This is a genomic window from Xanthomonas hortorum pv. pelargonii (assembly GCF_024499015.1).
Taxonomy (GTDB): Bacteria; Pseudomonadota; Gammaproteobacteria; order Xanthomonadales; family Xanthomonadaceae; genus Xanthomonas; species Xanthomonas hortorum_B.
Genome location: NZ_CP098604.1, coordinates 1,505,538 through 1,532,119 on the forward strand (window position 1 = coordinate 1,505,538; position 26,582 = coordinate 1,532,119).

Consider the following 26,582-nt stretch of genomic DNA (forward strand, 5'->3'; position numbering starts at 1 on the left):
CTCCATTCCCCGCCTTATGACCACCCTAGCCTCCAGCTACGACCCCTCTTCCTTCGAATCGCGCCTGTACGCGCAGTGGGAGGCCGCCGGTTATTTCGTGCCGTCCGGTAAGGGAGAGCCGTATACGGTGTTGCTGCCGCCGCCGAACGTGACCGGCACGCTGCACATGGGCCATGCGTTTCAGCAGACGCTGATGGATGCGCTGGTGCGCTATCACCGCATGCGCGGCTTCGATACGTTGTGGCAGGTGGGCACCGACCACGCCGGCATCGCGACCGAGATGGTGGTGTCGCGCAATCTGGCGCTGGAAGGCAATGGCGACACGCGCGACTCGCTCGGGCGCGAGGGCTTCATCGCCAAGGTCTGGGAATGGAAAGCCGAATCCGGCGACACCATCGAGCGCCAGATGCGTCGCCTGGGCACCTCCAGCGACTGGTCGCGCAGCACCTTCACGATGGACCCGCAGCCCTCGGCCGCGGTCAATGAGGCGTTCGTGCGCTGGTACGAACAGGGCCTGATCTATCGCGGCCAGCGCCTGGTCAACTGGGACCCGGTGCTGAAAACCGCCATCTCCGATCTGGAAGTGGAAAACGTCGAAGAAGACGGCTTTCTGTGGTCGATCCGCTACCCGCTGGCCGACGGCGTGACGTACGAGCACGTCGAGCACGATGCCGACGGCAACGAGACGCTGCGCGAAACCCGCGATTATCTGGTGGTGGCCACCACGCGTCCGGAAACCATGCTGGGCGATACCGCCGTGATGGTGCACCCGGAAGACGCGCGCTACGCCACGCTGCACAACGCCCGCATCGTGCTGCCGCTGACCGGCCGGCAAGTGCCGGTGATCACTGACGATTACGTCGACCGCGCCTTCGGTACCGGCGTGGTCAAGGTCACGCCTGCGCATGACTTCAACGATTACGCGGTGGGCGAAAGGCACAATCTTCCACTTGTGAATCTATTCACGTCTGAAGCAAAGATCCTTGATCCTCGTCAACAGTACCCTGACGACGAATATCCATTTGTGCAGGGGATTCATGTTCGTGATCTAAGCCAAACCCAACGGAAGCGTCTTGGTCAGCATCTCGCCTATAGAATCCCTATGCAGTATGTCGGCCTGGATCGCTACGACGCACGCAAGCTGGTGCTGTCCGAACTGGAAGACCTGGGCGTATTGGTCGAAACCAAACCGCACAAACTACAGGTGCCGCGTGGCGACCGTACCGGCCAGGTGATCGAGCCCTATCTCACCGACCAGTGGTTCGTGAAGATGGACGCACTGGCCAAGCGCGGCCTGGAGCTGGTCGAAAGCGGCCAGATCCAGTTCGTGCCGCCGAACTGGATCAACACCTACCGCCACTGGATGGAGAATATCCAGGATTGGTGCATCAGCCGCCAGCTGTGGTGGGGTCACCGGATTCCGGCGTGGTTCGACAATGGTGGAAACATCTATGTAGCTCACACTGAAGCTGAGGCACATAAGAAATTCGAGAAGAGACTGAAGGAGATCGAAAACCGAATTCCAGGACCAAACTCGTCTGAAATCAGGCAGCTTCAGATAGCTCAAGATATCCGTAGCGGAGGTCTTTTTCAGGACAGCGACGTGCTGGAAACCTGGTTCTCCTCGCAACTGTGGCCGTTTTCCACGCTGGGCTGGCCGGATGCGAACGCGATGGCCGAGCGCGGTTTCGAGCGCTATCTGCCGTCGTCGGTGCTGGTCACCGGTTTCGACATCATCTTCTTCTGGGTGGCGCGCATGATCATGGCCACCGACAGCTTCACCGGCCAGGTACCATTCCGCGATGTCTATATCACCGGCCTGATTCGCGATGCGCAAGGCCAGAAGATGTCCAAGTCCAAGGGCAACGTGCTCGATCCGCTCGACATCATCGACGGCATCAGCATCGAGGCGCTGGTCGCCAAGCGCACCACAGGCCTGATGAAGCCCAAGGATGCGCCCAAGATCGAAAAAGCCACGCGCAAGGAATTCCCGGACGGCATCATCGCGCACGGTGCCGACGCGCTGCGCTTCACCATCGCCGCACTCGCCACGCATGGCCGCGATATCAAGTTCGATCTGGGCCGCGCCGAAGGCTACAAAAACTTCTGCAACAAGCTGTGGAATGCCACGCGCTTTGTGCTGATGAACACCGAAGGCGCGCGCTTCAACGGTGTGCCGCAGCCGCGTACCGAAGCGGAGCAGTGGATCCTGGCCCGTCTGGACAAGGTCACCGCAGAAGCCCACGCGCACTACGCCAACTACCGTTTCGACCTGCTCACCCAATCGCTGTACGAATTCGCCTGGAATGCGTTCTGCGATTGGTTCGTGGAACTGGCCAAGCCCGCACTCAACGGCGCGGTGCAGGACAGCACCCTTGCCGCTGCAGGCAGCACGCCGGAAGCGATTGAGCACGCAGAAGATGCCGCCAGCACGCGTCACACCCTGCTCTATGTGCTCGAAGCCTTGCTGCGTCTGTTGCACCCGCTCACACCGTTCGTCACCGAAGAACTGTGGCAGCAAGTCGCACCGCGCCTGGGCATCACCGCCGCGACGATCTCGTTGCAGGCGTTCCCGCAGGCCGGCGATATCGACACCCGCGGCTATGCCAGCGCGGAGGCAGATGTCGAATGGCTGAAGTCGATGGTGTCGGCGCTGCGCCGCGTGCGCAGCGAGTTGAACGTGCCGCCCTCCAAGCAGGTACGCCTGCTGTTGCAGGCCGGCACGCAGGACGATCGCACCCGCGTTGCCCGCTTCGCCTCGCAGCTGTCATTCCTGCTCAAGCTAGAAACGATCGACTGGCTGGACGCCGGTCAGGAGGCACCGCCATCGGCCGCCGCCATCGTCGGCGAGCTCACGCTGCTGGTGCCGCTGGAAGGCCTGGTCGACATGGATGCCGAACGCACGCGTCTGGACAAGGAAATCAAGCGTGTGGAAGGCGAAATCGGCAAGTGCAACGGCAAGCTCGGCAACGCCACGTTCGTGGAAAACGCACCGGCCGTGGTGGTCGAACAGGAACGCGCGCGCTTGAACGATTGGACCACGCAGTTGACCGGTTTGCGCGAGCAACGCGCCAAGATCTAACGCAGTCGATCAGCCGACTGCATCGCCACCAGGCGATCGCAGTCGGTATTCGAAGAAACGATCAATCAGATGGTCGAGCGCGCGGTGCCCTCGCCGCTCGCAGGACACGCCGCAAGTACGTCCATGTAGGCTCGGTGGCAGCATCTATGCCGCCACACGGTCCCGCAATCGACGAGGGCACCGCACCAGAGAGTTTGTCGGTAGCTGGATGAAAGCCGGTCATCTCGCGACTTGCGTTGGCTGCGGGCATGGTTCGCAGAACACGATAGCTGGCGAATTAGAAGCACGTCATGCACTGCTTGCAACCGTGCACACCGACCATCTTGATTGGTCCTTGCCCGCCCACCGTCGCGGGACCTTACGCGGCATGGATGCCGCGTAAGAGCCTACACGGACGTACTTGCGGCGTGTCCCGCGACGGTGGGCGGGCAAGGGCCCTGCAGCCAAGCTGCAGATCAGCCGCTTTACAAGTGATCTATCCACACTGCTCAACAAGTCCAATACAGCCGAGATTCCGGTAATGACGGCGTTTAAATGCTGTTAGAAGCTCAGGTCAAAAGCTTGGTTAGTCGAGAACGCGGTGTCCTCACCGCTCGCGGGACACGCCGTGAATCCATCCTTGGAGGCTCGGTTGCGGCATCCATGCCGCCACACGGTCCCGCAACCGGTAAGGACGCCGCGCCAGAGAGTGAGTCGGTTGCTTTCTTAAAAGCTTGTTGGTTGCTCCGCTTGCGTTGAAAAGCAAACCGAAACCACGGTGATCGAACAACATGCATCGTGCATTGCCTGCACCATGCACACCGACCATCGCGACTGGTCCTTGCCCGCCCACCGGCGCGGGACCTTATGCGGCATGGATGCCGCAGAAGAGCCTACACGGACGTGCTTGCGGCGTGTCCCGCGATGGTGGGCGGGCGGACCCAGCTACGAAGTCACAGCCTTGTCGCCCTGCAATCGATGCACCCACATCGCACCGTAGACAGTCAGGCCATCGAACTCCGGATTCCAGTTACCCAGCTTGCCATCGGTCGGATCCCAAAAAGGTTCCGGGATCCAAGGGATTTTCGATATTGAGGTTACAGATGATGACATCGCTGCCCTTCAACAGCAGATAACCTTCGATGATCCAGGCGTCCGCGCCCACACCGATGTAGCCAGGCAATGCCCCACTCTCTCATTGCGTTGCAGACACAGCCGATGTCGCGGAACATCGAGACATCAATGAGGACATCGCGCAAACGCACAACGCCCGCATCGCTGCGGGAGTTGTAGGAGCTCATGCCATGCTGCAGTCATCGCAGCAGTGCCTGGCGCAGACGCCTTACAGCTTGCCTGCGCCGGCCTTTGCCTTCACGTCTGCAGCCACCTTGTTGGCAGCCAGCAGGTTGTAGGTATACGGCGGCTTCCAGCCGATGTTGCTGTTCCACGAACAGGTCAACGCCTTGCCATTGATCAACGACCCCTGGTCGCGATACACGCTGCCCTTGTAATCGCCGGCAATCTTGTCGCAACTGCTCACGCCGCTGATGTCGAATGCATTGTTCTCCGAGAAGATCTTCGACTCCTTGCCCACGCCATGCGCGTGCGAGAACGGGTACACCTTATTGCCGGTGCTACCGACGTGGTAGTTGTTGTACAGATGCACCTGGCCGAAACGCACCCGTGGCGCGCGTGCCGAGATGTTCTCGAACAAGGTGTTGTGGATGGTCACCTTGAGCTTGCCGCTGTCGGTGCCGGAGGCGCTGTCGCTGGAGCCGATCAGGCTGTTCTTCTCGTGCGACTTGAACGCCGAGTACGAGATGGTGACGAAGTTGGCGCCCTTCTTGACGTCCATCGCACCATCGTGATGCTGCTTCGGGCGCCCGTTGGCGGTGCCGTTCTGATCGTCGGTGCGGCGACCATCGGTGAAGGTGACATGGTCCACCCACACATTGGTGGCCGCTTCCACGGTCAGGCCGTCGTATTCGGAATTCCAGTTGCCGTTGTCGCCGTCGTCGGCATCCCACTTCGGCTCCGGATCCCACGGATTTTCGATGGTGAGATTGCGCACGATGACGTCGTTTGCCTTGACGTAGAAATAGCCCTCGCGGATTTCCGCATTGGTGCCAACGCCGATCAGCGTGGTCTTGGTCGGGATGTCCAGGCGCGCACGGGTCTTCATGTCCGCAGTCTTGGTGTAGGCCTTGCCTTCGCTGATGTCGATGACACCCTTGACCTTGATGATGCGGCCATTGCTGCCGGCCTTGGCTTTCAACGCGGCCTTCAACTGCGCTGCCGTGCTGACGGTGTAGATGTCTGCAGCTGCCGCCTTGGAGCCGCCTTTGGTGCCGCCGTTCTGGGTCGCCCAGCCGGTCGTGGCCACTTCCAAGGAGGGATCTGCAGCGTACGCTGCGGGGGACAACAACGCAGCGCCCAGAACGACGCCCACAACGGTACGACCAACGACTGTCGATGCTTTCGACATGGTGATGAATTCTCTTGAATGAGTGACGCATGGCGCGCCGCATGAGACGACGCGCTCCCCGATGCGATCGCCCAGGCCATCGAGGCCAGTCCCCTAGCGAACGCGACTAGATCCTAATGCTTATGAAAACTATTGAATAGTCTATTTTTGAAAATTATTTTTCTGTGTGAGTGTACTTCGCATGCATCGTACCCACGCAAATGCAGCACCCGTTTTGCAGGCGCTGCATTCGATGTTGCGTTGAGAACGCTTACAGCTTTCCGGCGCCGGCCTTTGCCTTGACGTCTGCAGCGACCTTGTCCGCCGACAGCAGGTTGTAGGTATATGGCGGGGTCCAACCGATGTTGGTATTCCACGTGCAGGTCAGCGCCTTGCCGTTGAGCAGCGAGCCCTGATCGCGATACACCGTGCCGCCGTAATCGGCAGCGATCTTGTCGCAACCGCTCACACCGCTGATGTCGAAGGCATTGCGCTCGGAGAAGATCTTCGACTCCTTGCCCACACCATGCACATGCGAGAACTTGTAGACCGGATGGGTGGTGCTACCAACGTGGTAGTTGTTGTACAGATGCACCTGGCCGAAGCGCACACGCGGCGCACGTGCGGAGATGTTTTCGAACAAGGTGTTGTGGATGGTCACCTTGAGCTTGCCGCTGTCGGTGCTGGAGGCGCTGTCGCTGGAACCGATCAGATCGTTCTTCTCGTGCGACTTGAACGCCGAGTAGGAAATCGTCACGAAGTTGGCGCCTTTCTTGACGTCCATCGCGCCATCGTGATGCTGCTTGGGGCGGCCATTGGCGGTGCCGTTCTGATCGTCGGTACGGCGACCATCGGTGAAGGTGACATGGTCCACCCACACGTTGGTGGCACCTTCCACCGTCAAGCCGTCGTACTCGGCGTTCCAGTTGCCGGCGCTGCCATCGTCCGGATCCCAGACCGGTTCCGGATCCCACGGATTTTCGATGGTGAGATTGCGAATGATGACGTCGTTGGCCTTGACGTAGAAATAGCCCTCGCGAATTTCCGCGTTGCTGGTGATGCCGATCAGCGTGGTCTTGGTCGGCACGTCCAGACGCGCGCGCGCCTTCATATCCGAGGTCTTGGTGTAGGGCTTGCCTTCACTGACATCGATGATGCCGCTGATCTTGATGATGCGTCCGTTGCTGCCCACGCTGGCCTTCAGCGCGTTCTTCAGCTCGGCGGCATTCTTGACCGTGTAGATGTTGGCAGCGGCCGCTTTGGAGCCGCCTTTGGTCCCACCGTTCTGTGTTGCCCAACCAGTGGTTGCAACTTCCAGTGCAGGATCGGCGCAGGCAACGCCAACGACCAGCAACGACCCGACAAACAGCGACGCGGCGGCCGCCGTTGAAAATTTCGGCTTCATCTTGATGTCTCCCTCGGATAGGTTCGATGCGCCGCGCGGCGGCACACCCCTCGTCTAACAGGCGCGGAACATACTTTTCATCTATGTAATGTTCAGTTCCGCGAAACCGATACTAGGAGCATCGCAATCGCTTGTATCTAGCCGATGTATCGATGTGGATGCGCAGTCACGCAAACGGTTGCGAGACACCCAAGAGAAGACAAAACGCTGCACTCAAGACACGCAGAGACAGCGACAAGGACACTGCAGCGCAGCATGATTCGAGTCGCTATGCAGATGGACGCAGGTTCAGTACGGTGTGCCGCTGCGATCACGTGCTGCGTGTTTTCTTCGACGTCCATGCGTGTTGCGATGCGACGTATCGACACCGCAACGCACGCACTGCGATCGGGCTTATGCGATCAGCGCAACCGAAAAAGAAAATTGGAATATGGCGAAAATATCGCCATCGATCAGCGCGGCACGCCACGCTGCACGTTGGACCACGCGCACGACGGGCAATCAATCGAGTGCAGCAGTTGCGCGCATCGCAATGCCATCGATTGCAACCACGCGACAGCCTGAGTCAAAGCGACGGCGAGCGATTGGTTGCGGACGGCGACATCGTCGGTGGCGGCATGCGGTAACGGCATCCGATCGCAGGCGCAGCCTGTTGCTGCGATGGACATTGCGCACGTGAGCTAGAGCACAACAGCAATGGATGCACGCAGGCATCAGCACGCATCACATCAAGCGTCACCAACGCAGTCCATCGACGAACGCGGTCAGCAACTGCCAATGGCGCTCAGGAGAACCCTTCGAAGAACAACTCGATCGCCATCACCAACGCATCCTCGCGCCCGGTGTTGGAGGGGTAGTAGCGTGGGCGCCGCCCGATTTCGTTGAAGCCTTCGGAGTGATACAGCGCGATCGCCGAGGGGTTGGACGGGCGCACTTCCAGAAACGCACGCCGCGCGCCGCGATCGCAGGCACCCTTGATCAGCGCGCGCAGCAACACGCGGCCATGGCCTTGGGATTGGGCTTCTGGCGCGATGCAGACGTTGAGCACGTGCGCCTCGTCGGCGGCAATGCTGATCACGCCGTAGCCGATAACCTGGCCACCCTGCTCCATCACCCAGCCGGGGTAGCCGGCCTGCAGGCAGTCGCGAAAGATGTTGCGCGTCCACGGAAACGGATAGGCGCGATGCTCGATCTCCATCACCACGTCCAGATCGCTCTCGCGCATCGCGCGCAGCGCTGTGGGCAGGGGTGCGTTCAATGCGCTCACGCCGGGTCCTGACGCCGCCGTAGCGCACGCAACTGCGGCCACAGCGCGCGCTTGGCTGCCGGGTTGCCACGCAACTCGGCCAGCGGCCAGGTGGCCATCAAGGCCTGGGTATTCGGGTCGCCGGGGTTGCAGCCGGAAGCGCGCAGTAGCGCGATCTGCAAACGATCCGGCAGGCCGACACGACTACGCCGCGGCGGCGCGGCCGACGGCGCGGTGTTGGGCGCACGTGGCGCCTCGGCGGGTGCAGCCGGTGCGGTGCGACGTGCTAAAGGCGCCGCAGCGTGCGCCACCGATGGCGCCTGCGTCGCCCGCTCGACGCGCATCGGCGCGCTCTCGACCACCTCGGCAGGCGCAGGCAATGCATCCACCGTGTCACGATCCAGATACACGGTGTGCCCCAACGCCTGCAGATACGAGACCTGCAGATCGGACCACATCGGCTCGGACACCATCTCACTCACGACAGCACGCTCGCGACAGGTTGCTCATCACAGCCGGGCTCATGGCAGCTCGGGGACGCGCCGCCAGCGCCGCCACAGCCACATCACCGGGCCGGACAGCGCATACAGCACGCCGATCACCAGCAGCGAACGGGCCAGATCGATCACCAGCAGCGCGATCACCACCGTGGCGATCGCCAGCGCCAGAAACGGCACACGGTCGGCACGCGGCCCACGCGCACCGCCCTTGAAGCTCCAGAAGCGGATCCGGCTGACCATCAACAAGGCAGAGACCACCGTGATCGCCAATGCCAGATAGCGCAGCTGCTCGCCATCGAAGCCCAGGCTGTCGTCGGCAAACGCCCACACGAACGCCATCATCAAGCCGGCCGCCGCCGGACTGGCCAGGCCGATGAACCAGCGTTTGTCGACCACGCCTACTTGCGTGTTGAAGCGGGCCAGCCGCAATGCCGCGCAGGCCGCATATAGAAAGGCAGCCGACCAGCCGACCCGGCCCATCACGTTGCTGTCGTACTTCAGCGCCGACAGCGACCAGTGGTACATCACCAATGCCGGGGCCATGCCGAAGCTGACCAGATCGGCCAGCGAGTCGTACTGCACGCCGAATTCGCTGCTGGTATTGGTCAGGCGCGCGACCCGGCCGTCCAGCCCATCCATCACCGCAGCCACGAACACCGCCATGGCCGCCTGGACGAATTGCCCATTGGCGGCCGCGATGATGGCGTAAAAACCGGAAAACAGCCCGGCGGTGGTGAACAGGTTCGGCAGCAGGTAGATCGTGCGCGAGCGCGGGGGCGGTCTCATTTCATCCATGCGACAAGTGTAGGGCCTGAGGTCCGTTCGGCGGTAGCGCGCCCCGCCCTTGACGCGTACGCCGGGCGGCATCACTTGCCAGCGCAGGCCGCGGATGCTGCAATCGCCGCGGGAATCATCCAGGGGAAGCCACATGCAGCTGTCGTCCGGGCTTTGCGCCCTGTTGATGCTGGTCAGCGCCGGCGCCGGCGCGACCGATCTCTATAAGTGGAAGGACGCCAAGAGCGTGACCCACTACACCGAAACCCCGCCGCCGTCCGGCCAGCGTTACGAATCGCGCCGGATCGACGCCCGCAGCGGCACCGCCGCCATCGCCGCGCCGGAGACCGCCGCACCCGAATCGACCGATTGCCTCACCGCACGTCGCAACCTGGAGCTGCTCAGCGGCACGGGCGAGGTGACCATGGGCGCTGGCGCCGACGGCAAGCCCGGCACCCCGCTGGACCCGGACGCCCGCACCGCACAGCGCAACCTCGCCGAAGCGGCCGCCAAGGCCTATTGCAAGCCGGCACCGACCAGCAGCGGCCCGGCCACCTGAGAGCGGCTAACAAAGGTAGCGAGCGGTCGTCAGGTGGGTGCGGGCGGCGCGCTCAGAACCGGAGTGTACGAGATGCGGTACATGCCGATTCCGAGCACCGACCGCGCCCGCCTGGCGGCCGCGCAGGAGTTTTGTTAGCTGCTCCAAGTCCAAAACACGTGGCGGCCCTCTGCTGGACGGACGCTGCGGACCAACCGCCGTCTACGCATGGCACACGCCGATTTCAGCACTGGCCGCTTCAGAACGCCGGCCACGCGTCTTTGGGTGAATGGCGCTTGGCCACAACACTCACGCACCGGTCTTTCCCGCCCTGCCGAGACGGGGCAGCGCCCTCGCCGATGACCGCCAGGGCGCGACACTGGCAAACTATGGGCTTTCCGCCCAAGCGAAGCCCGATGCGTCTTTCCCAGTTTCACCTGCACACCACCAAGGAAACCCCGGCCGACGCCGAGCTGGTCAGCCACCGTCTGATGCTGCGCGCGGGCATGATCCGCAAGCTGGCCTCCGGGCTGTACACCTGGTCGCCGCTGGGCCTGCGCGTGTTGCGCAAGGTCGAGGCCATCGTGCGCGAAGAGATGAACCGCGCCGGGGCGGTGGAAGTGCTGTTCCCCACCATCCAGCCGCGCGAGTTGTGGGACGCCACCGGGCGTTGGGAAAAGTTCGGCGGGCAGTTGCTCAAGATCAAGGACCGCAAGGAACAGGAGTTCTGCTACAGCCCTACCGCCGAGGAAGCTGCGGCCGAGTTCGCGCGCCAGGAGATCAACAGCTACAAGCAGCTGCCGCTGAATTTCTATCAGATCCAGACTAAGTTCCGCGATGAAATCCGCCCGCGCTTCGGGGTGATGCGTGCGCGCGAATTCCTGATGAAGGACGCTTACTCGTTTCATCTCACCGACGAGGACATGGCGCGCGAGTACGACAACATGCGCGCGGCCTACACCCGCATCTTTACCCGCCTGGGGCTGGAATTCCGCGCCGTGCAGGCCGATTCCGGCGCCATCGGCGGTGACGCCTCGCAGGAATTCCACGTCATCGCCGCCTCCGGCGAAGACTCGCTGGCGTTCTCCACGGCTTCCGATTACGCCGCCAACGTGGAAACTGCCAGTGCCGCCCTGCCCGCCCCGCGCGCCGAAGCTGGCGAGGCGATGCGCCAGGTCGCAACGCCCACCCAGAAGACCTGCGAAGACGTCGCCCAGTTGCTGGGCATCGCGCTGCAGCGCACGGTCAAGTCGGTGGCGGTGATGACCGAGGCCGGCTTTGTGCTGGTATTGGTCCGTGGCGACCACGCGGTCAACGAGATCAAGCTGGGCAAGGTCGCCGGGCTGGCCGGTTACCGGATGGCCAATGAGGCCGAAATCCGCGACCACCTCGGCTGCGAGCCGGGTTTTCTGGGCCCGGTGAACACCGCGCGCCCGGTGCGCGTGGTGGCCGACCGCGATGTCGCGGCGCTGGCCGATTTCGTGGTCGGCGCCAATGTGTCCGGCGCGCATCTGGCAGGCGTCAACTGGGGCCGCGACCTGCCCGAGCCGGACACCGTGGCCGATGTGCGCAACGTCATCGAAGGCGAACGTGCGGCCGATGGCGGCGAGCTGCGGTTGGCCCGTGGCATCGAAGTGGGCCATGTGTTCCAGCTTGGCAGCCAGTACGCACAGGCATTGCAGGCCACCGTGATCGACGAGAACGGCAAGGTCGCGGTGATGAAGATGGGCTGCTACGGCATCGGTATTTCGCGCATCGTGGCTGCGGCGATCGAACAGAACCACGACGAGGCCGGCATCATCTGGCCCGCACCGATGGCGCCATGGCAGGTGGTGGTGTGCGTGATCAACCCGAAACAGGACCCACAGGTGATTGCCGCAGCAGGTGCGCTGTTGGACGAATTGATTGCCGCAGGGATCGAAGCCGCACTGGACGATCGCGGTTTGCGTCCGGGCGCCATGTTTGCCGATATGGAACTATTGGGCATTCCGCATCGGGTGGTGGTCTCAGAACGCGGATTGGCGGCTGGCACATTTGAATATCGCGCGCGCACCGCCGAGGCAGCAGAAAACCTGGATAAGGCCGGGTTATTCTCCCGCCTGGAACGTTGATCAAACACCCCGAACCCGCTTCAAACAGATGAACACAAGGCGCCGAATTATTTCGGCGCATTTGTCACGCGGGTTTTCTGACATTATGATGGCCAGCGCTGCCACGGACCGGCATTCTTTTCTCTCTCATTTTCCGGAGTAGTGATGTCGATCGATCTTAGCGGCCTGTCGGCCAAGCAGTTGGGTGCACTGATCAAGAATGCGAAGAAGCAGCAGACGGTGGTTGCCAAGCGCACCCCGATCGCAAAGGTCCGCACCCAGCTGACCCGCGCCGCAAAAGCGCATGGTTATTCCATTGAAGAATTGTTTGGCGCTTCTGCCACTGCCAGCGCTGGTCCGGGTCGTCCGGCTGCCGCTGCCAAGCCGGGCCCGCGCGCCGGCCGCAAGCTGGGCAAGGTGCCGCCGAAGTATCGCAATCCGGCAAATCCCCAGGAAGCCTGGACCGGCCGTGGCAAGCAGCCGCGCTGGCTGGCCGAATTGACCGCCGCCGGCAAGAAAGTCGAAGACTTTCTGATCAGCAAGGTTGGCGCCAAGAAGACCCCGGCCAAGAAGACCTCGGCACGTAAAGTTGTCACCAAGCGCGCCACCAAGAAGTCCAAGGCCGCTTGATTCAAACCAATAAAAACGCCGGCATTGCCGGCGTTTTTATTGCGCGCGTTTCCTGCACCTCATAAATTCTTGCGGGCCGGAATCAACAGATTGCCGAACAGCAATCCGGCCATCAATGCCATCACGATATTGGTCACTGCCAATAGTGCCGCTTGCCCGACACTGACATCCTGTTGCTGCACCAGGGTGAGAAATCCGCGCAGGCTGGTACTACCCGGAACCAGCATGATGATGCCCGGCAAACGAATCAATGCACCGGGTCTTTGCACCACCCGCCCGAATAGATTACCGGCGGCAGTCAATGCCATGGCCGAGGCGAATACGCCGGCCGGGCCGCCCCAGGCATGCCCCGCATAACGCGCAATGACATAACCGGACATGGCTGCAGCCATGATCCAGGGATAATCGCGTCGACTGGCCTTGAACAACACTGCAAACGCATAAGCGGCCACCAGCAGCGAAGCCCATTCCACCCAACTGGCCTGCGGACGCACCGCGGCGAGCTGTGGCTGCAAGCCGACCAGCTGCGTCAGCGTCACGGCAATCACCGCACCGACGGTGAGCTTGAGCACCGTGGTCACCGCGCCGGCCAGGCGCGCGGTTCCTGAGACCCAGTGCTGGCTGGCCAGCTCGTTGAAGGCATTGGTCAGCGACATGCCGGGCAGCAGCACCACCAGCGAGGCGATGATCACCGTATTGAGATTCAACGGGCCGAGCAGCGAGCCGACCACCGTGGCCACCACGCCGGCCAGCAAGCCGGCCAATGCTTCTCCGGCCTCCTTGGTGGCCGGGCGTTTATCGGTGTATTGGGTCAGCAGCCCGATCGACATACCGATCGCGCCAGCGGTGGCGATATCCAGCCAGGGCAATTTCCACAGCCCGGCCACGCCGGCCGCGGCCAGCCCGAAGGCCAACACCTGCATGGTCTTGCCACGCCGGTCGACCTCGCGGTCCAGCCGGCGCAGCGCCGTGTGCCCCTGCGCGATGCTCATGCGTCCATTGGCCACGCTGTCGGCGATGTAATCGGCCACGCTGAGTTTGTACAGATCGTTCTCGCCCGGGGCCAGCCGGATCACCCGCGTGATGTCGCTGGAGCCGATCGACTTGGTCGGGTCGCTGAAGCTCAAAATAATCCCGGTGGGATTGGACCAGGGCTCGCAGTCCAGCCCCAGCTTCTGCGACAGCCCGACCACCGCGGCCTCCAGCCGCTGCGCGGTGGTGCCGTAGGTATGCAGGCGCCCGGCGATTTCCGAAACGAAGGCGACGCGCTGCGCGTAGGTGGCGCTGGCGGACGGTTGGACGAGGGTGGCGGCGGACATGCGTAGCGGGTCGGATCGGAGAAACGCCGTCTGGCGAGGCCGCCAGTGTATGCCGCAGTGCGCGTGGCCGGCGCCCCGATCGCCCATGCCGGAGCCGCAGGTGCGAAGCGTCCCGATCGCCCATGCCGGAGCCGCAGGTGCGAAGCGTCCCCAACATTCGCTCACGCCGGGCGCGGTATGCTGGCGCCACGGACAGGCCACCCATGATCAAACCGCAACCTCCACGCATCGAACAAGACTCGCAGGATCACGCACAGGTCCGCCTTGCCGGCAGTTGGGTCCTGGCGACCGCATTGCCGCAGGCAGAACTGCTGCAGGCCGTGCCCGATGGCATTCGTCGCATCGACGCGCGCGGCATCGCGCAACTGGATTCGGCCGGCGTGCTGCAGTTGCTGCGCTTCGCCAGCCGCATGGGTTTGAAGGAAGACGCGATCGATTTCCGCGATGAGCACCAGGCCCTGGTGTGCACCATCGAAGAACTCAACGACGAGCGCCCCAAACCCAAGCGAGATTACGGCTTTGTCGCCGCGCTGGACCGTCTGGGCCGCACCACGCATGGCGTGGGCCAGGGCATTCTGGAGCTGAACAGCTTTCTGGGCGAGAACCTGGTCAAGATTGCGCGACTGATCCACGAGCCGCGCCGCTTCCGCCTGACCTCTACCGTGCACCACATGGAACAGGTCGGCCTGGATGCAGTGCCGTTGGTGGTGCTGCTGTCGTATCTGGTGGGCGCGGTGATCGCGTTCCTGGGCTCGACCATCCTGCGCGACTTCGGCGCGGAAATTTATGTCGTGGAGCTGGTCTCGATCGCCTTCCTGCGCGAGTTCGCGGTGCTGCTGACCGCGATTGTCCTGGCCGGGCGCACCGCCAGCGCCTTCACAGCGCAGATCGGTGCGATGAAATCGCGCGAGGAAGTGGATGCCATCCGCACCCTGGGCCTGGACCCGATCGACCTGCTGGTGATTCCGCGCCTGCTGGCGCTGATCTTCACCCTGCCGCTGCTGACCTTCATCGCGATGATCGCCGGCCTGGCCGGTGGTGTGACGGTGGGCGCGTTCGATCTGGATATCCCGCCGCAGATGTACCTGGCGCGCATGCACGACACCATCCAGTTGCGGCATTTTCTGGTCGGGCTGTCGAAGGCGCCGCTGTTTGCGCTGGTGATCGGCCTGATCGGCTGTCTGGAAGGCTTGAAGGTCAGCGGCACCGCGCAGTCGGTTGGCGAGCGCACCACCTCCTCGGTAGTGCAGACGATTTCCTTGGTCATCATCCTCGACGCGATTGCCGCGCTGTGGTTCATGAAGATGGGGTGGTGAGGTGAGGCAGGGATTGGATAGTCGAGATTCGGGATTGGGGATTCGCCAAAGCGGGCGCGTGCAGCGTGCCCGGACTCATAGGGAAGACGCACTGTGACGAATCCCGAATCCCCAATCACCGATCCCGAAATCGATACCGACGACGACCAACTGGCGATTTCGGTGCGCGGGCTGACCAACCGCTTCGGTAGCCAGGTCGTGCACGAGGAGCTGGACCTGGACGTGCGCCGCGGCGAGATCCTGGGCGTGGTCGGCGGCTCGGGCACCGGCAAATCGGTGCTGATGCGCAGCATCCTGGGCCTGCGCGAGCCGGACGCCGGCAGCATCCAGGTGCTGGGCGCGGATGCGCGCTCGGGCCGCTTCGCCGACCGCCAGCACATCACCCGCAACACCGGCGTGCTGTTCCAGGACGGCGCGCTGTTCTCGTCGATGACCGTTGGCGAGAACGTGCAGGTGCCGTTGAAAGAGCATCACGGCGAGTTCCCGGAGCGCTGGTATTTCGAACTGGCGCTGTTGAAGATCAAGCTCGCTGGCCTGCCGGCCGATGCGTTGGACAAGCTGCCTTCGCAATTGTCCGGCGGCATGCGCAAGCGCGCCGGCCTGGCGCGTGCACTGGCGCTGGACCCGCCGCTGCTGTTTCTGGACGAGCCCACCGCTGGCCTGGACCCGATCGGCGCGGCCGCCTTCGACCGTTTGATCCGGACCTTGCAGCAGGCGCTGGGCCTGACCGTGTTCCTGATCACCCACGACCTGGATACGCTGTACGCCATCTGCGACCGCATCGCGGTGCTGGCCGATCGCAAGGTGATCGCCAACGCACCGCTGGCCGAAGTCGAACAGCTCGACCACCCCTGGATCCAGGAATACTTCCACGGTCCGCGCGCCCGCGCCGCGCGCGCGGCCAAGACCGACTCCACCGAGACCGCCTGAGCATGGAAACCAAAGCCAATTACGTCCTGATCGGCGCCTTCACCATCGTGGCAGGCCTGGCCTTGCTGCTGTTCGGGCTGTGGGCGGCCAAATACTCCTCCGACCGCACCTGGCAGCAATATCGCGTGGTGTTTCGCGAGGCAGTGACCGGCCTGACGGTCGGCAGCCCGGTGCAATACAACGGCATCGCGGTCGGCTCGATCACCGAGCTGACGCTGGCGCCGAACGACCCGCGCCAGGTCGTGGCGCACGTGCGGGTGAACTCCACCACGCCGATCAAGAGCGATACGCGCGCCAAGCTGGCCATCACCAGCCTGACCGGCCCGTCGATCATCCAGCTCTCCGGCGGCACGCCCGAAGCACCGTCGTTGACCACCATCGACAAGAGCGACGCGCCGATCATCCAGACCACGCCCTCGGCGCTGCAGAACATCACCGACACCGCCAACCGCATCGTCGAGCGCATGGACCAGATGCTCTCGGACAAGAACGTGGCCAGCATCACCGCCACCTTGCAGAACCTGGAAAAGATCAGCGGCGGCATCGCCGATCGCGATGAAGGCATGCAGGCGCTGATCGTCAGCGCGCGCGATGCCGCACGCAATCTGGATACCACCCTGACCACCACCAACGGCACCATCAAGCGGCTGGATCAGAACCTGGTGCAGCAGCTGCCGGGCATCCTGGCCAAGCTCGACGCCACGCTGGTCAAGCTGGATTCGGCCGCCGGCAACGCCGACAACATCCTTGGCGAGAACCGCGCGGCCATCAATAGTTTCGCCAACGATGGCCTCGGCCAGCTCGGGCCCACGCTCACCGAGTTGCGCGGTCTGATCCGCGACCTGCGCCGGGTCAGCGACAAACTGGACAACAACCCTGCGCGCTACCTGCTCGGCCGCGACGCACCCAAGGAGTTCGAACCGAAATGACTGCCATGCGCCTGTTGCGTCCCTTGTTGTGCGTCTCGTTGCTGGCGCTGGGCGGCTGCTCGCTGCTGACCGGCGGCGACCAGAAACCGGCCACGATCTACGCACCCACCGTGCGGATCACGCCGAACCCGTCCTGGCCGCAGGTGAGCTGGCAACTCTCGGTTGCCAAGCCCAGCGCCGCGCGTGTGATCGACAGCCCGCGCATCAACGTGCGCCCGACACCGGGCGAGCTGCAGGTCTATCACGGCGCCGGTTGGGCACAACCGGCCACCGACATGCTGGAAGACAGCGTGGTGCGCGCGTTCGAAGACTCCGGCAAGATCGCGGCGGTCGCCCGCATCGGCACCGGCATCCGCTCCGACTACAAGCTGGTAATCGACCTGCGCCGCTTCGAGTCGGACTATGCGGGCCAATCGCTGCCCTCGGCCACCATCGAACTCAACGCCAAACTGCTGCACGCCGCCGATCAGCGCGTGGTGGCCTCGCGTACCTTCCTGGTTGCACGCCCGTCCACGGGTACCGACACCGCGACGGTCGCCGCAGCCTTCGAGCAGGCGATGACGCAGGTCACCACCGAGCTGGTGGGCTGGACCTTGATCACCGGTCAGCAGGACAGCCAGAACCTGCCGCGTTCGTTGTAAGCGCAAGCGACAGACCTGGAGCGCCTAACAAAACGTAGCGAGCAGTCGCCAGGTGGGCGCGGACGGCGCGCAGGAACCGGGAGTGCACGAGTGGTACATGCCGATTCCGAGCACCGGCCGCCGGCCTGGTGGCTGCCGCAGAGCGGTTGATCTGTGGCCTGGCTGCAGGGCCCTTGCCCGCCCACCATCGCGGGACACGCTGCAAGTACGTCCTTGTAAGCTCTTACGCGGCATCCATGCCGCGTAAGGTCCCGCGACGGTGGGCGGGCAAGGACCAGTCGAGATGGTCGGTGTGCACGGTTGCAAGCAGTGCGTGACGTGCTTCTAATTCGCCAGCTATCGTGTTCTGCGAACTATGCCTGCAAGCCAACGCAAGTCGCGAGATGACCGGCTTTCATCCAGCTGCCGACAAACTCTCTGGTGCGGTGTCCTCGCCGCTTGCGGGACCGTGTGGCGGCATGGATGCCGCCACCGAGCCTACATGGACGTACTTGCGGCGTGTCCCGCGAGCGGTGAGGGCACCACGCCCTCGACCGATCCAGCGTTTGACCTGGCTTCTGACTGCATCCAACAAGATGCAGCCAACGAAACCACTGCGCTCCCCGCCAGCCGAGCGCTCGCTACGTTTGTTAGCCGCTCTTATCGCTGGACACGCGCATCGCAATCTGACGAAAGGTCAGATTGATGCGCTCGCCGACTGGCTTTACGATGCGCGGCAAGGAGTGTTTGTAATGGCGCTGGGTATCGCCGCCCATCAGCAGCAGATCGCCGTGGCCCAGCTCCAGCGTCTGCTTCAATGCCGCATCGTCGCGATGCTTGAACGCAAACCGCCGCGCCGCGCCCAGGCTCACTGAGGCGATCAGCGGCTGCGCGCCCAGCTCCGGTTCGTCGTCGCTGTGCCAGCCCATCGCATCGTTGCCGCTGCGGTAGCGGTTGACCAACACGCTGTTGAACGGATGCCCGGTTTCATCCTGCAGGCGCGTTCGCACTGGCTGCAGCGCGTCCAGCCACGGCTGCGGCGCAAACCGGGTGCCCGAATAGCGATAACTCGCCTCCGCATCGCCGATCCAGCTACTCAAGCGTGGCGAATCCACCAGACGCCCGAACATCCGGATGCGGTGCACTTCCCACTGCACCTGCTGCAAGAGCGCCTGCATCAGCACATCGGCCTGCGCCGCCTGTAACCAGCCGCGACACCAACCGATCTCCGCTCCCGGCAACGCAACCCGAATCTTCATTCGGCAAACGCTAGCACGCACAGGCTGAGCGGCGCCGCGCAGTGCGGATGAATCGATCCGATTTGCCGCCGTCACATCGAATCCCGGAAAATGCGCGTTAGCCATCGAGCCAACGGGAGCGGAGCAATGTCGGAAGCAGGAGTCGGCGCACATGCGTCAGAGACGGTCGAGCGCGACGTGATGGAGTACGACGTCGTCACCGTCGGCGCCGGTCCGGCCGGGCTGGCGTTTGCGATCCGGCTCAAGCAGCTCGATCCGGCCATCAGCGTGTGCGTGATCGAAAAGTCCAGCACCATCGGCGCGCATATCCTCTCCGGTGCGGTGATCGAACCGGGCCCGCTGGATGCCTTGCTGCCAGGCTGGCGCGACAACCCGCCGCCGATCTGCGTGGCCGCCACCGACGACGAATTCTGGTTTCTCGGCAAGGACAGTGCACGCAAGTTCCCGGTGGTGCCGCCGGGCATGCGCAACCACGGCAACTTCATCGTCAGCTTAGGGGCGATGTGCGCCTGGCTGGCGCCGCAGGCCGAAGCGCTGGGCGTGGAAATCTACCCCGGCTTTGCCGCCGCCGAAACGCTGCACGACGCCAACGACCAGGTCATCGGCGTGCGTATCGGCGACATGGGCGTGGCCAAGGATGGATCGCACAAGCCCGGCTACACCGCCGGCATCGACATCCGCGCCAAGGTCACCGTGCTGGCCGAGGGCGCCCGTGGCCATCTGACCAAGCGCCTGCTCGAACGCTTCGACCTCACTGCCGACGCCGACCCGCAGGGCTATTCGATCGGCATCAAGGAGCTGTGGCAGGTGCCGGAGGGGCGCGTCAGCCCCGGCAAGATCGTGCACACGCTCGGCTGGCCGGCCGACAACCGCACCTACGGCGGCAGCTTCCTGTATCACTTGAACAACAATCAGATCGCGCTCGGCTATGTCAGCGGCCTGGACTACAGCGACCCCAAATACCAGCCGTGGGAAGCCTTCCAGCAATGGAAGAACCACGCGCTGATCAAGTCGTTGCTGGAAGGCGGCAGCATTCTGTCGGCCGGCGCGCGCGCGATCGTCACCGGCGGCTGGCAGTCGCTGCCGAAAGTGGACATGCCCGGCGCCTTGTTGATCGGCGACACCGCCGGCCTGCTCAACGTGCCCAAGATCAAGGGCACCCATCAGGCGATCCGCAGCGGCATGCTGGCCGCCGAACATCTGGTGCAATCGCAACTGTCCCCGCAAGGCTTCGACGCAAAACTGCGCGCCTCCGATGCGATGGCCGAGTTGAAAGAAGTGCGCAATATCAAGCCCGGTTTCAAGAAAGGCCTATGGTTCGGCCTGCTCAACGCGGCTTGGGAAACCGCGCTCAAGGGCGCCTCGCCCTGGACGCTGAAGAACAAGCCCGACTGGTCGGCACTGCACAAGATCGGCGAGTACGAGCAACCCAAGCGCGACTACGGCACGCGCGAACTCGCACCACGTGACCGTCTGCAGGCGGTCTACTTTGCCGCCACCGAGCACGACGAAGACCAGCCCGTGCATCTGAAAGTGCTCGACACCGACATCTGCGCCACCCGCTGCGTGGCCGAGTACGACAACCCCTGCACGCGCTTCTGCCCGGCCAACGTCTACGAAATGGTCGCAGATACCAACAGCCCCTCCGGCAAACGCCTGCAGATCAACGCCGCCAACTGCGTGCACTGCAAGACCTGCGACATCAAGGACCCCTACGAGATCATCACCTGGGTCACACCGGAGGGTGGTTCCGGGCCGAACTACCAGAATCTATGAGCAACGACTGGCATGCCGCGTGACTAGCAGTCTCTCCAAACTTGTGGTTGCGGCACGTCGCTCGGTAGAGCTCCATGGCGGCGGTTTCTCCGGCGCAACTGCAGTTGCGATGCGGGCGTTCAAAGTGATCCGCGCCCTCGGAATACGCGGATTTCTTGGGCGAGTGCGATTGGCCGGACGTAAGCAGCCGACGGCTTCACGCCTGTCGGACCAAGCGCCGTTCGTCGCGCCTGTGCCCTTATCGCAGCTGCAGTTAAAAGTCGGCGTGATGGTGCACGTCTTCTATCCTGATCTGATCGACGAATTCGCACAGTCACTCCAGCAAATGCCGGTTGGCTATGACCTGCTGGTCTCTGTGATGGACGAAGCCGCCGCAGATCACGCGCGCGCCCGCTTTTCCAAGCTATCGCATGTTGAGAAACTGGATGTGCGCATCGTGTCCAACCGAGGCCGTGATATCGCGCCAATGGTGGTGACGTTCCGTGAGCAGATCCTGGCATTGGATGTTGTCGGCCATCTGCATACAAAAAAGTCCCTGTATACCGGCAGCGAGCAAGGCCAGTGGCGCCGCTACCTGGTCTCGTCCCTGATGGGGAGCCCGGAGCGCATCGCCTGGCAACTGGGAATGTTTCAGGCCGAGCCGCGCCTTGGCATGCTTTACCCCGAAAGTTACGAACGGGTGCCGCTATGGGCACATACCTGGCTGAGTAATTTTGAGGTTTGCCGCGCGCTGGCCCAACGTCTCGGATTCGATATCAGCGCCTCGGAGTACATCGACTTCCCTGCAGGATCGATGTTTTGGGCGAAGGTGGATGCACTACGGCCGTTGTACGCGCTGGACCTTGAGCTGAAGGACTTTCCCGAAGAGCGCGGCCAGATCGATGGCACCTTGCACCACGCAATGGAGCGCATGTTCGTCGCCATCGTGCGGCACCAGCAGTATCGCATCGGCATATTGCCGCAAGACGGCACGCTGGCGCTCAGCGGCGAAGGTGGGCGCAACTGGCAGGCTGCGTTCGAAACGCCGATCGCCACGCGATTCACACTGTCCTCTCTTCAAGCTCGACTGGTGTCATTGGACATCTTCGACACCTTGGTGGTGAGACCGTTCCTGTTTCCGGCGGGTGCTCGCGCCTATCTTGCCCACTTGGTAGCATGCAAATTCGGGGTCGAGAACTTTCTTGAACTACGCGACCTTGCTGAGTCCAAGGCACGCCATCAACGTGGCGCCGATGTCGATCTATCGAGCATCTACAACACCCTGTCTGGCCTACCTGATGCGGAAGGACTCCCAATCGGCGCCCTCCAGGCATTGGAAGTGGCGCTGGAAGCCAGACTGCTACAACCACGTCGCGCTGTGATCGCAGCAGCTACACAGTTGCAGCAACGCGGCACCCGCCTGGTTGCGCTGTCGGACATGTATCTGGATAGCACATTGCTGCAGCAGATCCTGCCGCCCGAGGCCAGCGCGCTGCCAGCGGCCTGGTATGTCTCCTGCGAGACGGGTTGGCGCAAAGATGCTGACAGTGCCTGGAAGAAGCTGCCAGACATTGAAAAAATCGACACCTCGCAGTGGCTGCATGTCGGCGACAACGAACACGGCGATATCCAGCGTCCACAGATGCACAAATTACTGACTCCAGTGCATGTGCTTCGCCCATCTGCGTTACTGGATGTGGTTCCTGCATTGCGCCCGCTTCGGCCACCGTTGGGTGCGGCAACGCGGTGGCAGGACCAGTTATGGCTTGGCTTGCTGGCTAATCGGTTCGCCGATCTTGCCGACCGGCAGCCGGAAACATTGATGCCGTTGCCGACACTCTCCCCGGCAAGTCTTGGCTACGTGGTCATCGGCCCGTTGATCTTCGATTATCTCGCTTGGCTGGTCCGCATGGCGAAGCAAACCAACATCGAAACGATTTTATTCTTGAGCCGAGAAGGCTACCTGCTGGAGCAGGCTTTTCAGCTCGTGAAACAAACGTCCCCGGCGCTTGACCAGCTTCATGGCAAGTATCTGCTCGCATCGCGGCGGGGAACCGGAACACCCTCGCTACACACGCCGGACGATCTTGCATTGCTGTTGGACAGTACCTACACCGGGACGCTGGGCAACCTGGTGCAGGCCCGCCTGGGAGATGCCGCGGCACATATTCTGGAGCATCGATTAGGCCAATCGGTCATGCAACGCGATGTCTACCTGCCGGAGATGCACGCCGAACTTCTAGAGCTGATAGCTCCAGCAATAGATGAACTGCTGGCGCTTGCCGAAACTGAAAGGACGGCCTACCTGCATTACTGGGGAGCGACCGCAGGTAACGGTGCAGCCATGGTGGCCGATATAGGTTACTCCGGCAGCATCCAAGCCAACCTTGCAAGATTGACTGGGCAGCCGCTGGGTGGCGCCTATTTTGCATTGAACGGGCGCGCGACAAAGATCACTGCCCAGAGTTGGGCCGCCGCCCGCTATTTTGATGGCCGTACCGAGGGTGATCCGGAGCAATCCACGATCCTGCGCCACGATCTGCTGCTGGAAACACTTCTCACCGCTCCCTCGCCGCAGTTTTCCTACTTCACAGGCACCACCGAGATTCCGACTGCGGTCTACGCCAGTCAGGAGCTATCGCCAGCGCAATGGGCGACGATCGCGCAGGTGCATGAAGGTGCGTTAGCGTTCATTGCAGACGTCTGTCAGGTTGCGCAGGACGAAAGCTACCTGCTGGACTTCGATCGAGCCTCGGTCCAGATCCCGCTGCAGTGCGTCGGCTCCGGACGCTGGCAGGCGCCGTGGCTGGCAGAGCTGCAACTGGACGATCGCTTCACTGGACGCGGATCGGTCCGGGCTGGATGACCTGACGGCCGTCCAGCCTCGCCTCACGGTTGAGGCGTCCGGATCGCCACACCGGTCTTCTGACGCATCTCATCCAACTCCACACCTTCTGCGGCCTCCACCAACACCAACCCACCATCGGTGACATCGAACACTGCCAGGTCGGTGATGATGCGATCGACCACGCCGACGCCGGTCAACGGCAAGTCGCACTCGGGCAGGATCTTGTGGCTGCCGTCCTTGGCGACGTGTTCCATAAGCACCACCACGCGCTTGACCCCCGCCACCAGGTCCATCGCGCCACCCATGCCCTTGACCATCTTGCCTGGCACCATCCAGTTGGCCAGATCGCCACGGTCGGTGACCTGCATCGCACCGAGAATCGCCAGATCGATATGGCCGCCGCGGATCATCGCGAACGAATCGTGGCTACCGAAATAACTGGCACCGGTACGCGCGGTGACGGTCTGCTTGCCGGCATTGATCAGGTCTGCATCCACTTGGTCTTCGGTGGGAAACGGGCCGATACCGAGCAGGCCGTTCTCCGATTGCAGCCACACGTCCACGCCATCGGGAATGTGATTGGCCACCAGTGTCGGCAGTCCGATGCCCAAGTTGACGTAGGCGCCGTCCGTCAATTCGCGCGCCGCGCGTGCGGCCATCTGATCTCTGGTCCAGGCCATCACTGCTGTCCTTCGCGCACGGTGCGCTGTTCGATGCGTTTTTCCGGCGTGGCGTTGAGTACCAGGCGGTCGACATAGATGCCGGGCAGATGCACATGGTCAGGGTCGATCGCGCCCAACGCCACGATCTCCTCGACCTCGGCAATGCAGACGCGACCGGCCATGGCGCAGGCGGGATTGAAATTACGCGCGGTCTTGCGAAACACCAGATTGCCGGCCGTATCCGCACGCCATGCCTTGACCAACGCCACATCGGCCTGCAGCGCGGTTTCCAGCACATAGTGCTTGCCGTTGAATTCGCGGGTTTCCTTGCCCTCGGCGACGATGGTGCCGTAGCCGGTTGCGGTGTAAAACGCAGGAATTCCTGCACCGCCCGCACGCAAGCGCTCGGCCAGCGTGCCTTGCGGGTTGAACTCCAGCTCCAGTTCACCGGCCAGATACTGGCGTTCGAACTCCTTGTTCTCGCCCACGTACGACGAAATCATCTTGCGGATTTGCCGGGTGGCTAATAATTGGCCAAGCCCAAATCCATCGACCCCGGCGTTGTTGGAGATCACCGTCAACCCGCTGACATCGCTTTCGCGCACTGCCGCGATCAGCGCTTCGGGGATTCCGCACAAGCCAAAGCCGCCCACCGCCAGGGTCTGGCCGTCGGCCAGCACCCCGTCCAACGCCGCTCCGGCATCGGCGTAGCGTTTGCCGCTTGCCTTACCACGTCCACTATTGCGCATCACCGCCCTCGCCTCGCTGATGTGAAGCAGCCATTCTAGCCGCTGACTGTTCCCTGTCCCCGTTCGCAATTCCGCCACACCCAAGACACGGCGCAGCCGCTAAACTCGGACGTCCCCCACCCCAGGAATTGCCCATGACGCTACCCGCCTTCAAGGCCTACGATATTCGCGGCCGCGTGCCGGATGAACTCAACGAGGACTTGGCTCGCCGCATCGGCGTGGCGCTGGCGGCGCAGCTGGATCAAGGGCCCGTGGTCCTGGGCCATGACGTGCGTCTGGCCAGCCCCGGCTTGCAGGAAGCGCTCTCGGCCGGCCTGCGCGCCAGCGGCCGCGAGGTGATCGATATCGGCTTGTGCGGCACCGAGGAGGTCTATTTCCAGACCGATCATCTCAAGGCGGCCGGCGGCGTGATGGTCACCGCCAGCCATAACCCGATGGACTACAACGGCATGAAGCTGGTGCGCGAGCAGGCGCGACCGATCAGCTCAGATACCGGCCTGTTCGCGATTCGCGACACTGTCGCCGCCGATACCGCCGCACCGGGTGAGCCCACTGCGAGCGAACAGAGCCGTACCGACAAGACCGCCTATCTGGAGCACCTGCTCAGCTACGTGGACCGCAGCACGCTCAAGCCGCTCAAGCTGGTGGTCAACGCCGGCAACGGTGGCGCCGGTCTGATCGTCGATCTGCTCGCACCGCATCTTCCCTTCGAATTCGTGCGCGTCTTCCACGAACCCGATGGCAACTTCCCCAACGGCATTCCCAACCCGTTGCTGCCGGAAAACCGCGCTGCCACCGCCAAGGCGGTGCAGGAACACGGCGCCGATTTCGGTATTGCATGGGATGGCGACTTCGATCGTTGCTTCTTCTTCGACCACAGCGGCCGCTTCATCGAAGGCTATTACCTGGTCGGCCTGCTGGCGCAGGCAATCCTGGCCAAGCAGCCGGGAGGCAAGGTCGTGCACGACCCGCGCCTGACCTGGAACACCGTGGAGATGGTCGAAGACAGCGGCGGTATTCCGGTGCTGTGCAAGAGCGGGCATGCCTTCATCAAGGAAAAGATGCGCAGCGAAAACGCCGTGTATGGCGGCGAAATGAGCGCGCACCATTATTTCCGCGAGTTCGCCTACGCCGACTCCGGCATGATTCCGTGGCTGTTGATTGCCGAGCTGGTGTCTCAGTCCGGTCGTTCGCTGGCAGATCTGGTCGAAGCACGCATGCAGAAGTTCCCTTGCAGCGGCGAGATCAACTTCAAGGTGGACGATGCCAAGGCGGCGGTTGCCCGCGTGATGGAGCATTACGCGTCGCTGTCACCCGAGCTGGATTACACCGATGGCATCAGCGCGGACTTCGGCCAGTGGCGTTTCAACCTGCGTAGTTCCAATACCGAACCACTGCTGCGTCTGAACGTGGAAACCCGCGGCGATGCCGCACTGCTGGAAACGCGTACACAGGAGATTTCCGATCTGCTACGCGGCTGATTTACC

The 26,582-nt window shown here is 62.9% G+C and carries 21 protein-coding genes, 2 other RNA genes and 1 pseudogene; 11 read left to right on the plus strand and 13 right to left on the minus strand.

Features of this window, described 5'->3' with window-relative positions; genetic code table 11:
• The first annotated feature begins 16 nt into the window (after positions 1-16).
• Positions 17-3,082 carry a valine--tRNA ligase gene (locus NDY25_RS06690; protein WP_168957134.1) on the plus strand — a complete coding sequence of 1,022 codons (3,066 nt, stop codon included), beginning with the start codon at positions 17-19 and terminating at the stop codon, positions 3,080-3,082.
• Between the two features lie 960 nt (positions 3,083-4,042).
• Here the strand turns inward: NDY25_RS06690 and NDY25_RS06695 are convergent.
• The 7 genes and pseudogenes from NDY25_RS06695 to pssA form a co-directional block, all read right to left on the minus strand.
• Positions 4,043-4,232: pseudogene (locus tag NDY25_RS06695) on the minus strand (pectate lyase family protein); the annotation flags it as partial.
• Between the two features lie 171 nt (positions 4,233-4,403).
• Positions 4,404-5,546, minus strand: a complete 1,143-nt coding sequence (locus tag NDY25_RS06700) for a pectate lyase family protein (protein ID WP_256627843.1) — start codon at positions 5,544-5,546, stop codon at positions 4,404-4,406.
• Between the two features lie 250 nt (positions 5,547-5,796).
• Positions 5,797-6,930: a pectate lyase family protein gene (locus tag NDY25_RS06705; protein WP_168957135.1), complete on the minus strand. Its 1,134-nt coding sequence runs from the start codon at positions 6,928-6,930 to the stop codon at positions 5,797-5,799.
• Positions 6,931-7,382: 452 nt separating this feature from the next.
• Entirely contained in the window at positions 7,383-7,598 is a 216-nt protein-coding gene (locus NDY25_RS06710) for a hypothetical protein (RefSeq protein ID WP_256627844.1), read from the minus strand.
• A 116-nt stretch (positions 7,599-7,714) separates the two neighbouring features.
• On the minus strand, positions 7,715-8,197 hold the full coding sequence (rimI, locus tag NDY25_RS06715; RefSeq protein ID WP_023902533.1) for a ribosomal protein S18-alanine N-acetyltransferase: 483 nt from the start codon (positions 8,195-8,197) through the stop codon (positions 7,715-7,717).
• The gene (locus NDY25_RS06720; RefSeq protein WP_256627977.1) at positions 8,194-8,646 is read right to left on the minus strand and encodes an alanine acetyltransferase; all 453 of its coding nucleotides are present in this window, start codon (positions 8,644-8,646) and stop codon (positions 8,194-8,196) included. The genes rimI and NDY25_RS06720 overlap by 4 nt, the downstream gene beginning before the upstream one ends.
• 51 nt (positions 8,647-8,697) lie before the next feature.
• Positions 8,698-9,471 (minus strand): CDP-diacylglycerol--serine O-phosphatidyltransferase, encoded by a 774-nt coding sequence (gene pssA / locus NDY25_RS06725; protein WP_023902531.1) that lies wholly within the window; start codon positions 9,469-9,471, stop codon positions 8,698-8,700.
• Positions 9,472-9,604: 133 nt separating this feature from the next.
• On the opposite strand from pssA, the gene NDY25_RS06730 reads away from it, so the two are divergent.
• Positions 9,605-10,009 (plus strand): DUF4124 domain-containing protein, encoded by a 405-nt coding sequence (locus NDY25_RS06730; protein ID WP_168957138.1) that lies wholly within the window; start codon positions 9,605-9,607, stop codon positions 10,007-10,009.
• A 4-nt stretch (positions 10,010-10,013) separates the two neighbouring features.
• Here the strand turns inward: NDY25_RS06730 and NDY25_RS06735 are convergent.
• A non-coding RNA gene (locus tag NDY25_RS06735) (sX9 sRNA) lies at positions 10,014-10,092 on the minus strand.
• A 312-nt stretch (positions 10,093-10,404) separates the two neighbouring features.
• Between NDY25_RS06735 and NDY25_RS06740 the strand changes: the two genes are divergently transcribed.
• Both NDY25_RS06740 and NDY25_RS06745 read left to right on the plus strand, forming a co-directional pair.
• Complete coding sequence (locus tag NDY25_RS06740; RefSeq protein ID WP_168957139.1) at positions 10,405-12,099, plus strand: proline--tRNA ligase; 1,695 nt, start codon at positions 10,405-10,407, stop codon at positions 12,097-12,099.
• Positions 12,100-12,243: 144 nt separating this feature from the next.
• Positions 12,244-12,708: an H-NS histone family protein gene (locus NDY25_RS06745; RefSeq protein ID WP_023902528.1), complete on the plus strand. Its 465-nt coding sequence runs from the start codon at positions 12,244-12,246 to the stop codon at positions 12,706-12,708.
• 59 nt (positions 12,709-12,767) lie between these two features.
• Here the strand turns inward: NDY25_RS06745 and NDY25_RS06750 are convergent, their stop codons facing one another.
• A complete protein-coding gene (locus tag NDY25_RS06750) occupies positions 12,768-14,027 on the minus strand; it encodes a threonine/serine exporter family protein (RefSeq protein WP_043888908.1) in 1,260 nt (419 codons plus the stop codon).
• Between the two features lie 203 nt (positions 14,028-14,230).
• On the opposite strand from NDY25_RS06750, the gene NDY25_RS06755 reads away from it, so the two are divergent.
• From NDY25_RS06755 to NDY25_RS06770, 4 genes are all read left to right on the plus strand, one after another.
• Positions 14,231-15,343 carry an MlaE family ABC transporter permease gene (locus tag NDY25_RS06755; protein ID WP_006452291.1) on the plus strand — a complete coding sequence of 371 codons (1,113 nt, stop codon included), beginning with the start codon at positions 14,231-14,233 and terminating at the stop codon, positions 15,341-15,343.
• A 93-nt stretch (positions 15,344-15,436) separates the two neighbouring features.
• The gene (locus NDY25_RS06760; RefSeq protein WP_168957140.1) at positions 15,437-16,273 is read left to right on the plus strand and encodes an ABC transporter ATP-binding protein; all 837 of its coding nucleotides are present in this window, start codon (positions 15,437-15,439) and stop codon (positions 16,271-16,273) included.
• Positions 16,274-16,275: 2 nt separating this feature from the next.
• On the plus strand, positions 16,276-17,202 hold the full coding sequence (locus NDY25_RS06765) for an MlaD family protein (protein WP_023902524.1): 927 nt from the start codon (positions 16,276-16,278) through the stop codon (positions 17,200-17,202).
• The gene (locus NDY25_RS06770; protein WP_023902523.1) at positions 17,199-17,843 is read left to right on the plus strand and encodes an ABC-type transport auxiliary lipoprotein family protein; all 645 of its coding nucleotides are present in this window, start codon (positions 17,199-17,201) and stop codon (positions 17,841-17,843) included. The genes NDY25_RS06765 and NDY25_RS06770 overlap by 4 nt, the downstream gene beginning before the upstream one ends.
• A gap of 22 nt (positions 17,844-17,865) precedes the next feature.
• On the opposite strand, the gene NDY25_RS06775 is transcribed toward NDY25_RS06770, so the two are convergent.
• Positions 17,866-17,942: non-coding RNA, sX9 sRNA (locus NDY25_RS06775), on the minus strand.
• Positions 17,943-18,472: 530 nt separating this feature from the next.
• The gene (locus NDY25_RS06780; protein ID WP_256627845.1) at positions 18,473-19,081 is read right to left on the minus strand and encodes an alpha-ketoglutarate-dependent dioxygenase AlkB family protein; all 609 of its coding nucleotides are present in this window, start codon (positions 19,079-19,081) and stop codon (positions 18,473-18,475) included.
• A gap of 126 nt (positions 19,082-19,207) precedes the next feature.
• On the opposite strand from NDY25_RS06780, the gene NDY25_RS06785 reads away from it, so the two are divergent.
• Positions 19,208-20,857, plus strand: a complete 1,650-nt coding sequence (locus tag NDY25_RS06785) for an electron transfer flavoprotein-ubiquinone oxidoreductase (protein ID WP_168957142.1) — start codon at positions 19,208-19,210, stop codon at positions 20,855-20,857.
• A 109-nt stretch (positions 20,858-20,966) separates the two neighbouring features.
• Positions 20,967-23,702: a rhamnan synthesis F family protein gene (locus NDY25_RS06790; RefSeq protein ID WP_180336507.1), complete on the plus strand. Its 2,736-nt coding sequence runs from the start codon at positions 20,967-20,969 to the stop codon at positions 23,700-23,702.
• Positions 23,703-23,725: 23 nt separating this feature from the next.
• Here NDY25_RS06790 and NDY25_RS06795 read toward each other — a convergent pair whose 3' ends face one another.
• Together NDY25_RS06795 and NDY25_RS06800 are read right to left on the minus strand one after the other, a co-directional pair.
• Positions 23,726-24,364: a CoA transferase subunit B gene (locus NDY25_RS06795; RefSeq protein WP_168957144.1), complete on the minus strand. Its 639-nt coding sequence runs from the start codon at positions 24,362-24,364 to the stop codon at positions 23,726-23,728.
• On the minus strand, positions 24,364-25,095 hold the full coding sequence (locus NDY25_RS06800) for a CoA transferase subunit A (protein WP_256627846.1): 732 nt from the start codon (positions 25,093-25,095) through the stop codon (positions 24,364-24,366). Before NDY25_RS06800 ends, NDY25_RS06795 begins: the two co-directional genes overlap by 1 nt.
• 134 nt (positions 25,096-25,229) lie before the next feature.
• Between NDY25_RS06800 and NDY25_RS06805 the strand changes: the two genes are divergently transcribed.
• Positions 25,230-26,576, plus strand: coding sequence for a phosphohexomutase domain-containing protein (locus tag NDY25_RS06805; protein WP_168957146.1), 1,347 nt, complete (start codon positions 25,230-25,232; stop codon positions 26,574-26,576).
• Positions 26,577-26,582 lie beyond the last annotated feature (6 nt).

Bases quoted from the DNA above. Each gene is read 5' to 3' on its own strand.
- NDY25_RS06690 (WP_168957134.1), top strand. From the start codon at position 17: ATGACCACCCTAGCCTCCAGCTACGACCCCTCTTCCTTCGAATCGCGC.
- NDY25_RS06700 (WP_256627843.1), bottom strand. From the start codon at position 5,546: ATGTCGAAAGCATCGACAGTCGTTGGTCGTACCGTTGTGGGCGTCGTT.
- NDY25_RS06705 (WP_168957135.1), bottom strand. From the start codon at position 6,930: ATGAAGCCGAAATTTTCAACGGCGGCCGCCGCGTCGCTGTTTGTCGGG.
- NDY25_RS06710 (WP_256627844.1), bottom strand. From the start codon at position 7,598: ATGTCCATCGCAGCAACAGGCTGCGCCTGCGATCGGATGCCGTTACCG.
- pssA (WP_023902531.1), bottom strand. From the start codon at position 9,471: ATGGATGAAATGAGACCGCCCCCGCGCTCGCGCACGATCTACCTGCTG.
- NDY25_RS06730 (WP_168957138.1), top strand. From the start codon at position 9,605: ATGCAGCTGTCGTCCGGGCTTTGCGCCCTGTTGATGCTGGTCAGCGCC.
- NDY25_RS06740 (WP_168957139.1), top strand. From the start codon at position 10,405: ATGCGTCTTTCCCAGTTTCACCTGCACACCACCAAGGAAACCCCGGCC.
- NDY25_RS06745 (WP_023902528.1), top strand. From the start codon at position 12,244: ATGTCGATCGATCTTAGCGGCCTGTCGGCCAAGCAGTTGGGTGCACTG.
- NDY25_RS06750 (WP_043888908.1), bottom strand. From the start codon at position 14,027: ATGTCCGCCGCCACCCTCGTCCAACCGTCCGCCAGCGCCACCTACGCG.
- NDY25_RS06755 (WP_006452291.1), top strand. From the start codon at position 14,231: ATGATCAAACCGCAACCTCCACGCATCGAACAAGACTCGCAGGATCAC.
- NDY25_RS06765 (WP_023902524.1), top strand. From the start codon at position 16,276: ATGGAAACCAAAGCCAATTACGTCCTGATCGGCGCCTTCACCATCGTG.
- NDY25_RS06770 (WP_023902523.1), top strand. From the start codon at position 17,199: ATGACTGCCATGCGCCTGTTGCGTCCCTTGTTGTGCGTCTCGTTGCTG.
- NDY25_RS06780 (WP_256627845.1), bottom strand. From the start codon at position 19,081: ATGAAGATTCGGGTTGCGTTGCCGGGAGCGGAGATCGGTTGGTGTCGC.
- NDY25_RS06785 (WP_168957142.1), top strand. From the start codon at position 19,208: ATGTCGGAAGCAGGAGTCGGCGCACATGCGTCAGAGACGGTCGAGCGC.
- NDY25_RS06790 (WP_180336507.1), top strand. From the start codon at position 20,967: ATGCGGGCGTTCAAAGTGATCCGCGCCCTCGGAATACGCGGATTTCTT.
- NDY25_RS06795 (WP_168957144.1), bottom strand. From the start codon at position 24,364: ATGGCCTGGACCAGAGATCAGATGGCCGCACGCGCGGCGCGCGAATTG.
- NDY25_RS06800 (WP_256627846.1), bottom strand. From the start codon at position 25,095: ATGCGCAATAGTGGACGTGGTAAGGCAAGCGGCAAACGCTACGCCGAT.
- NDY25_RS06805 (WP_168957146.1), top strand. From the start codon at position 25,230: ATGACGCTACCCGCCTTCAAGGCCTACGATATTCGCGGCCGCGTGCCG.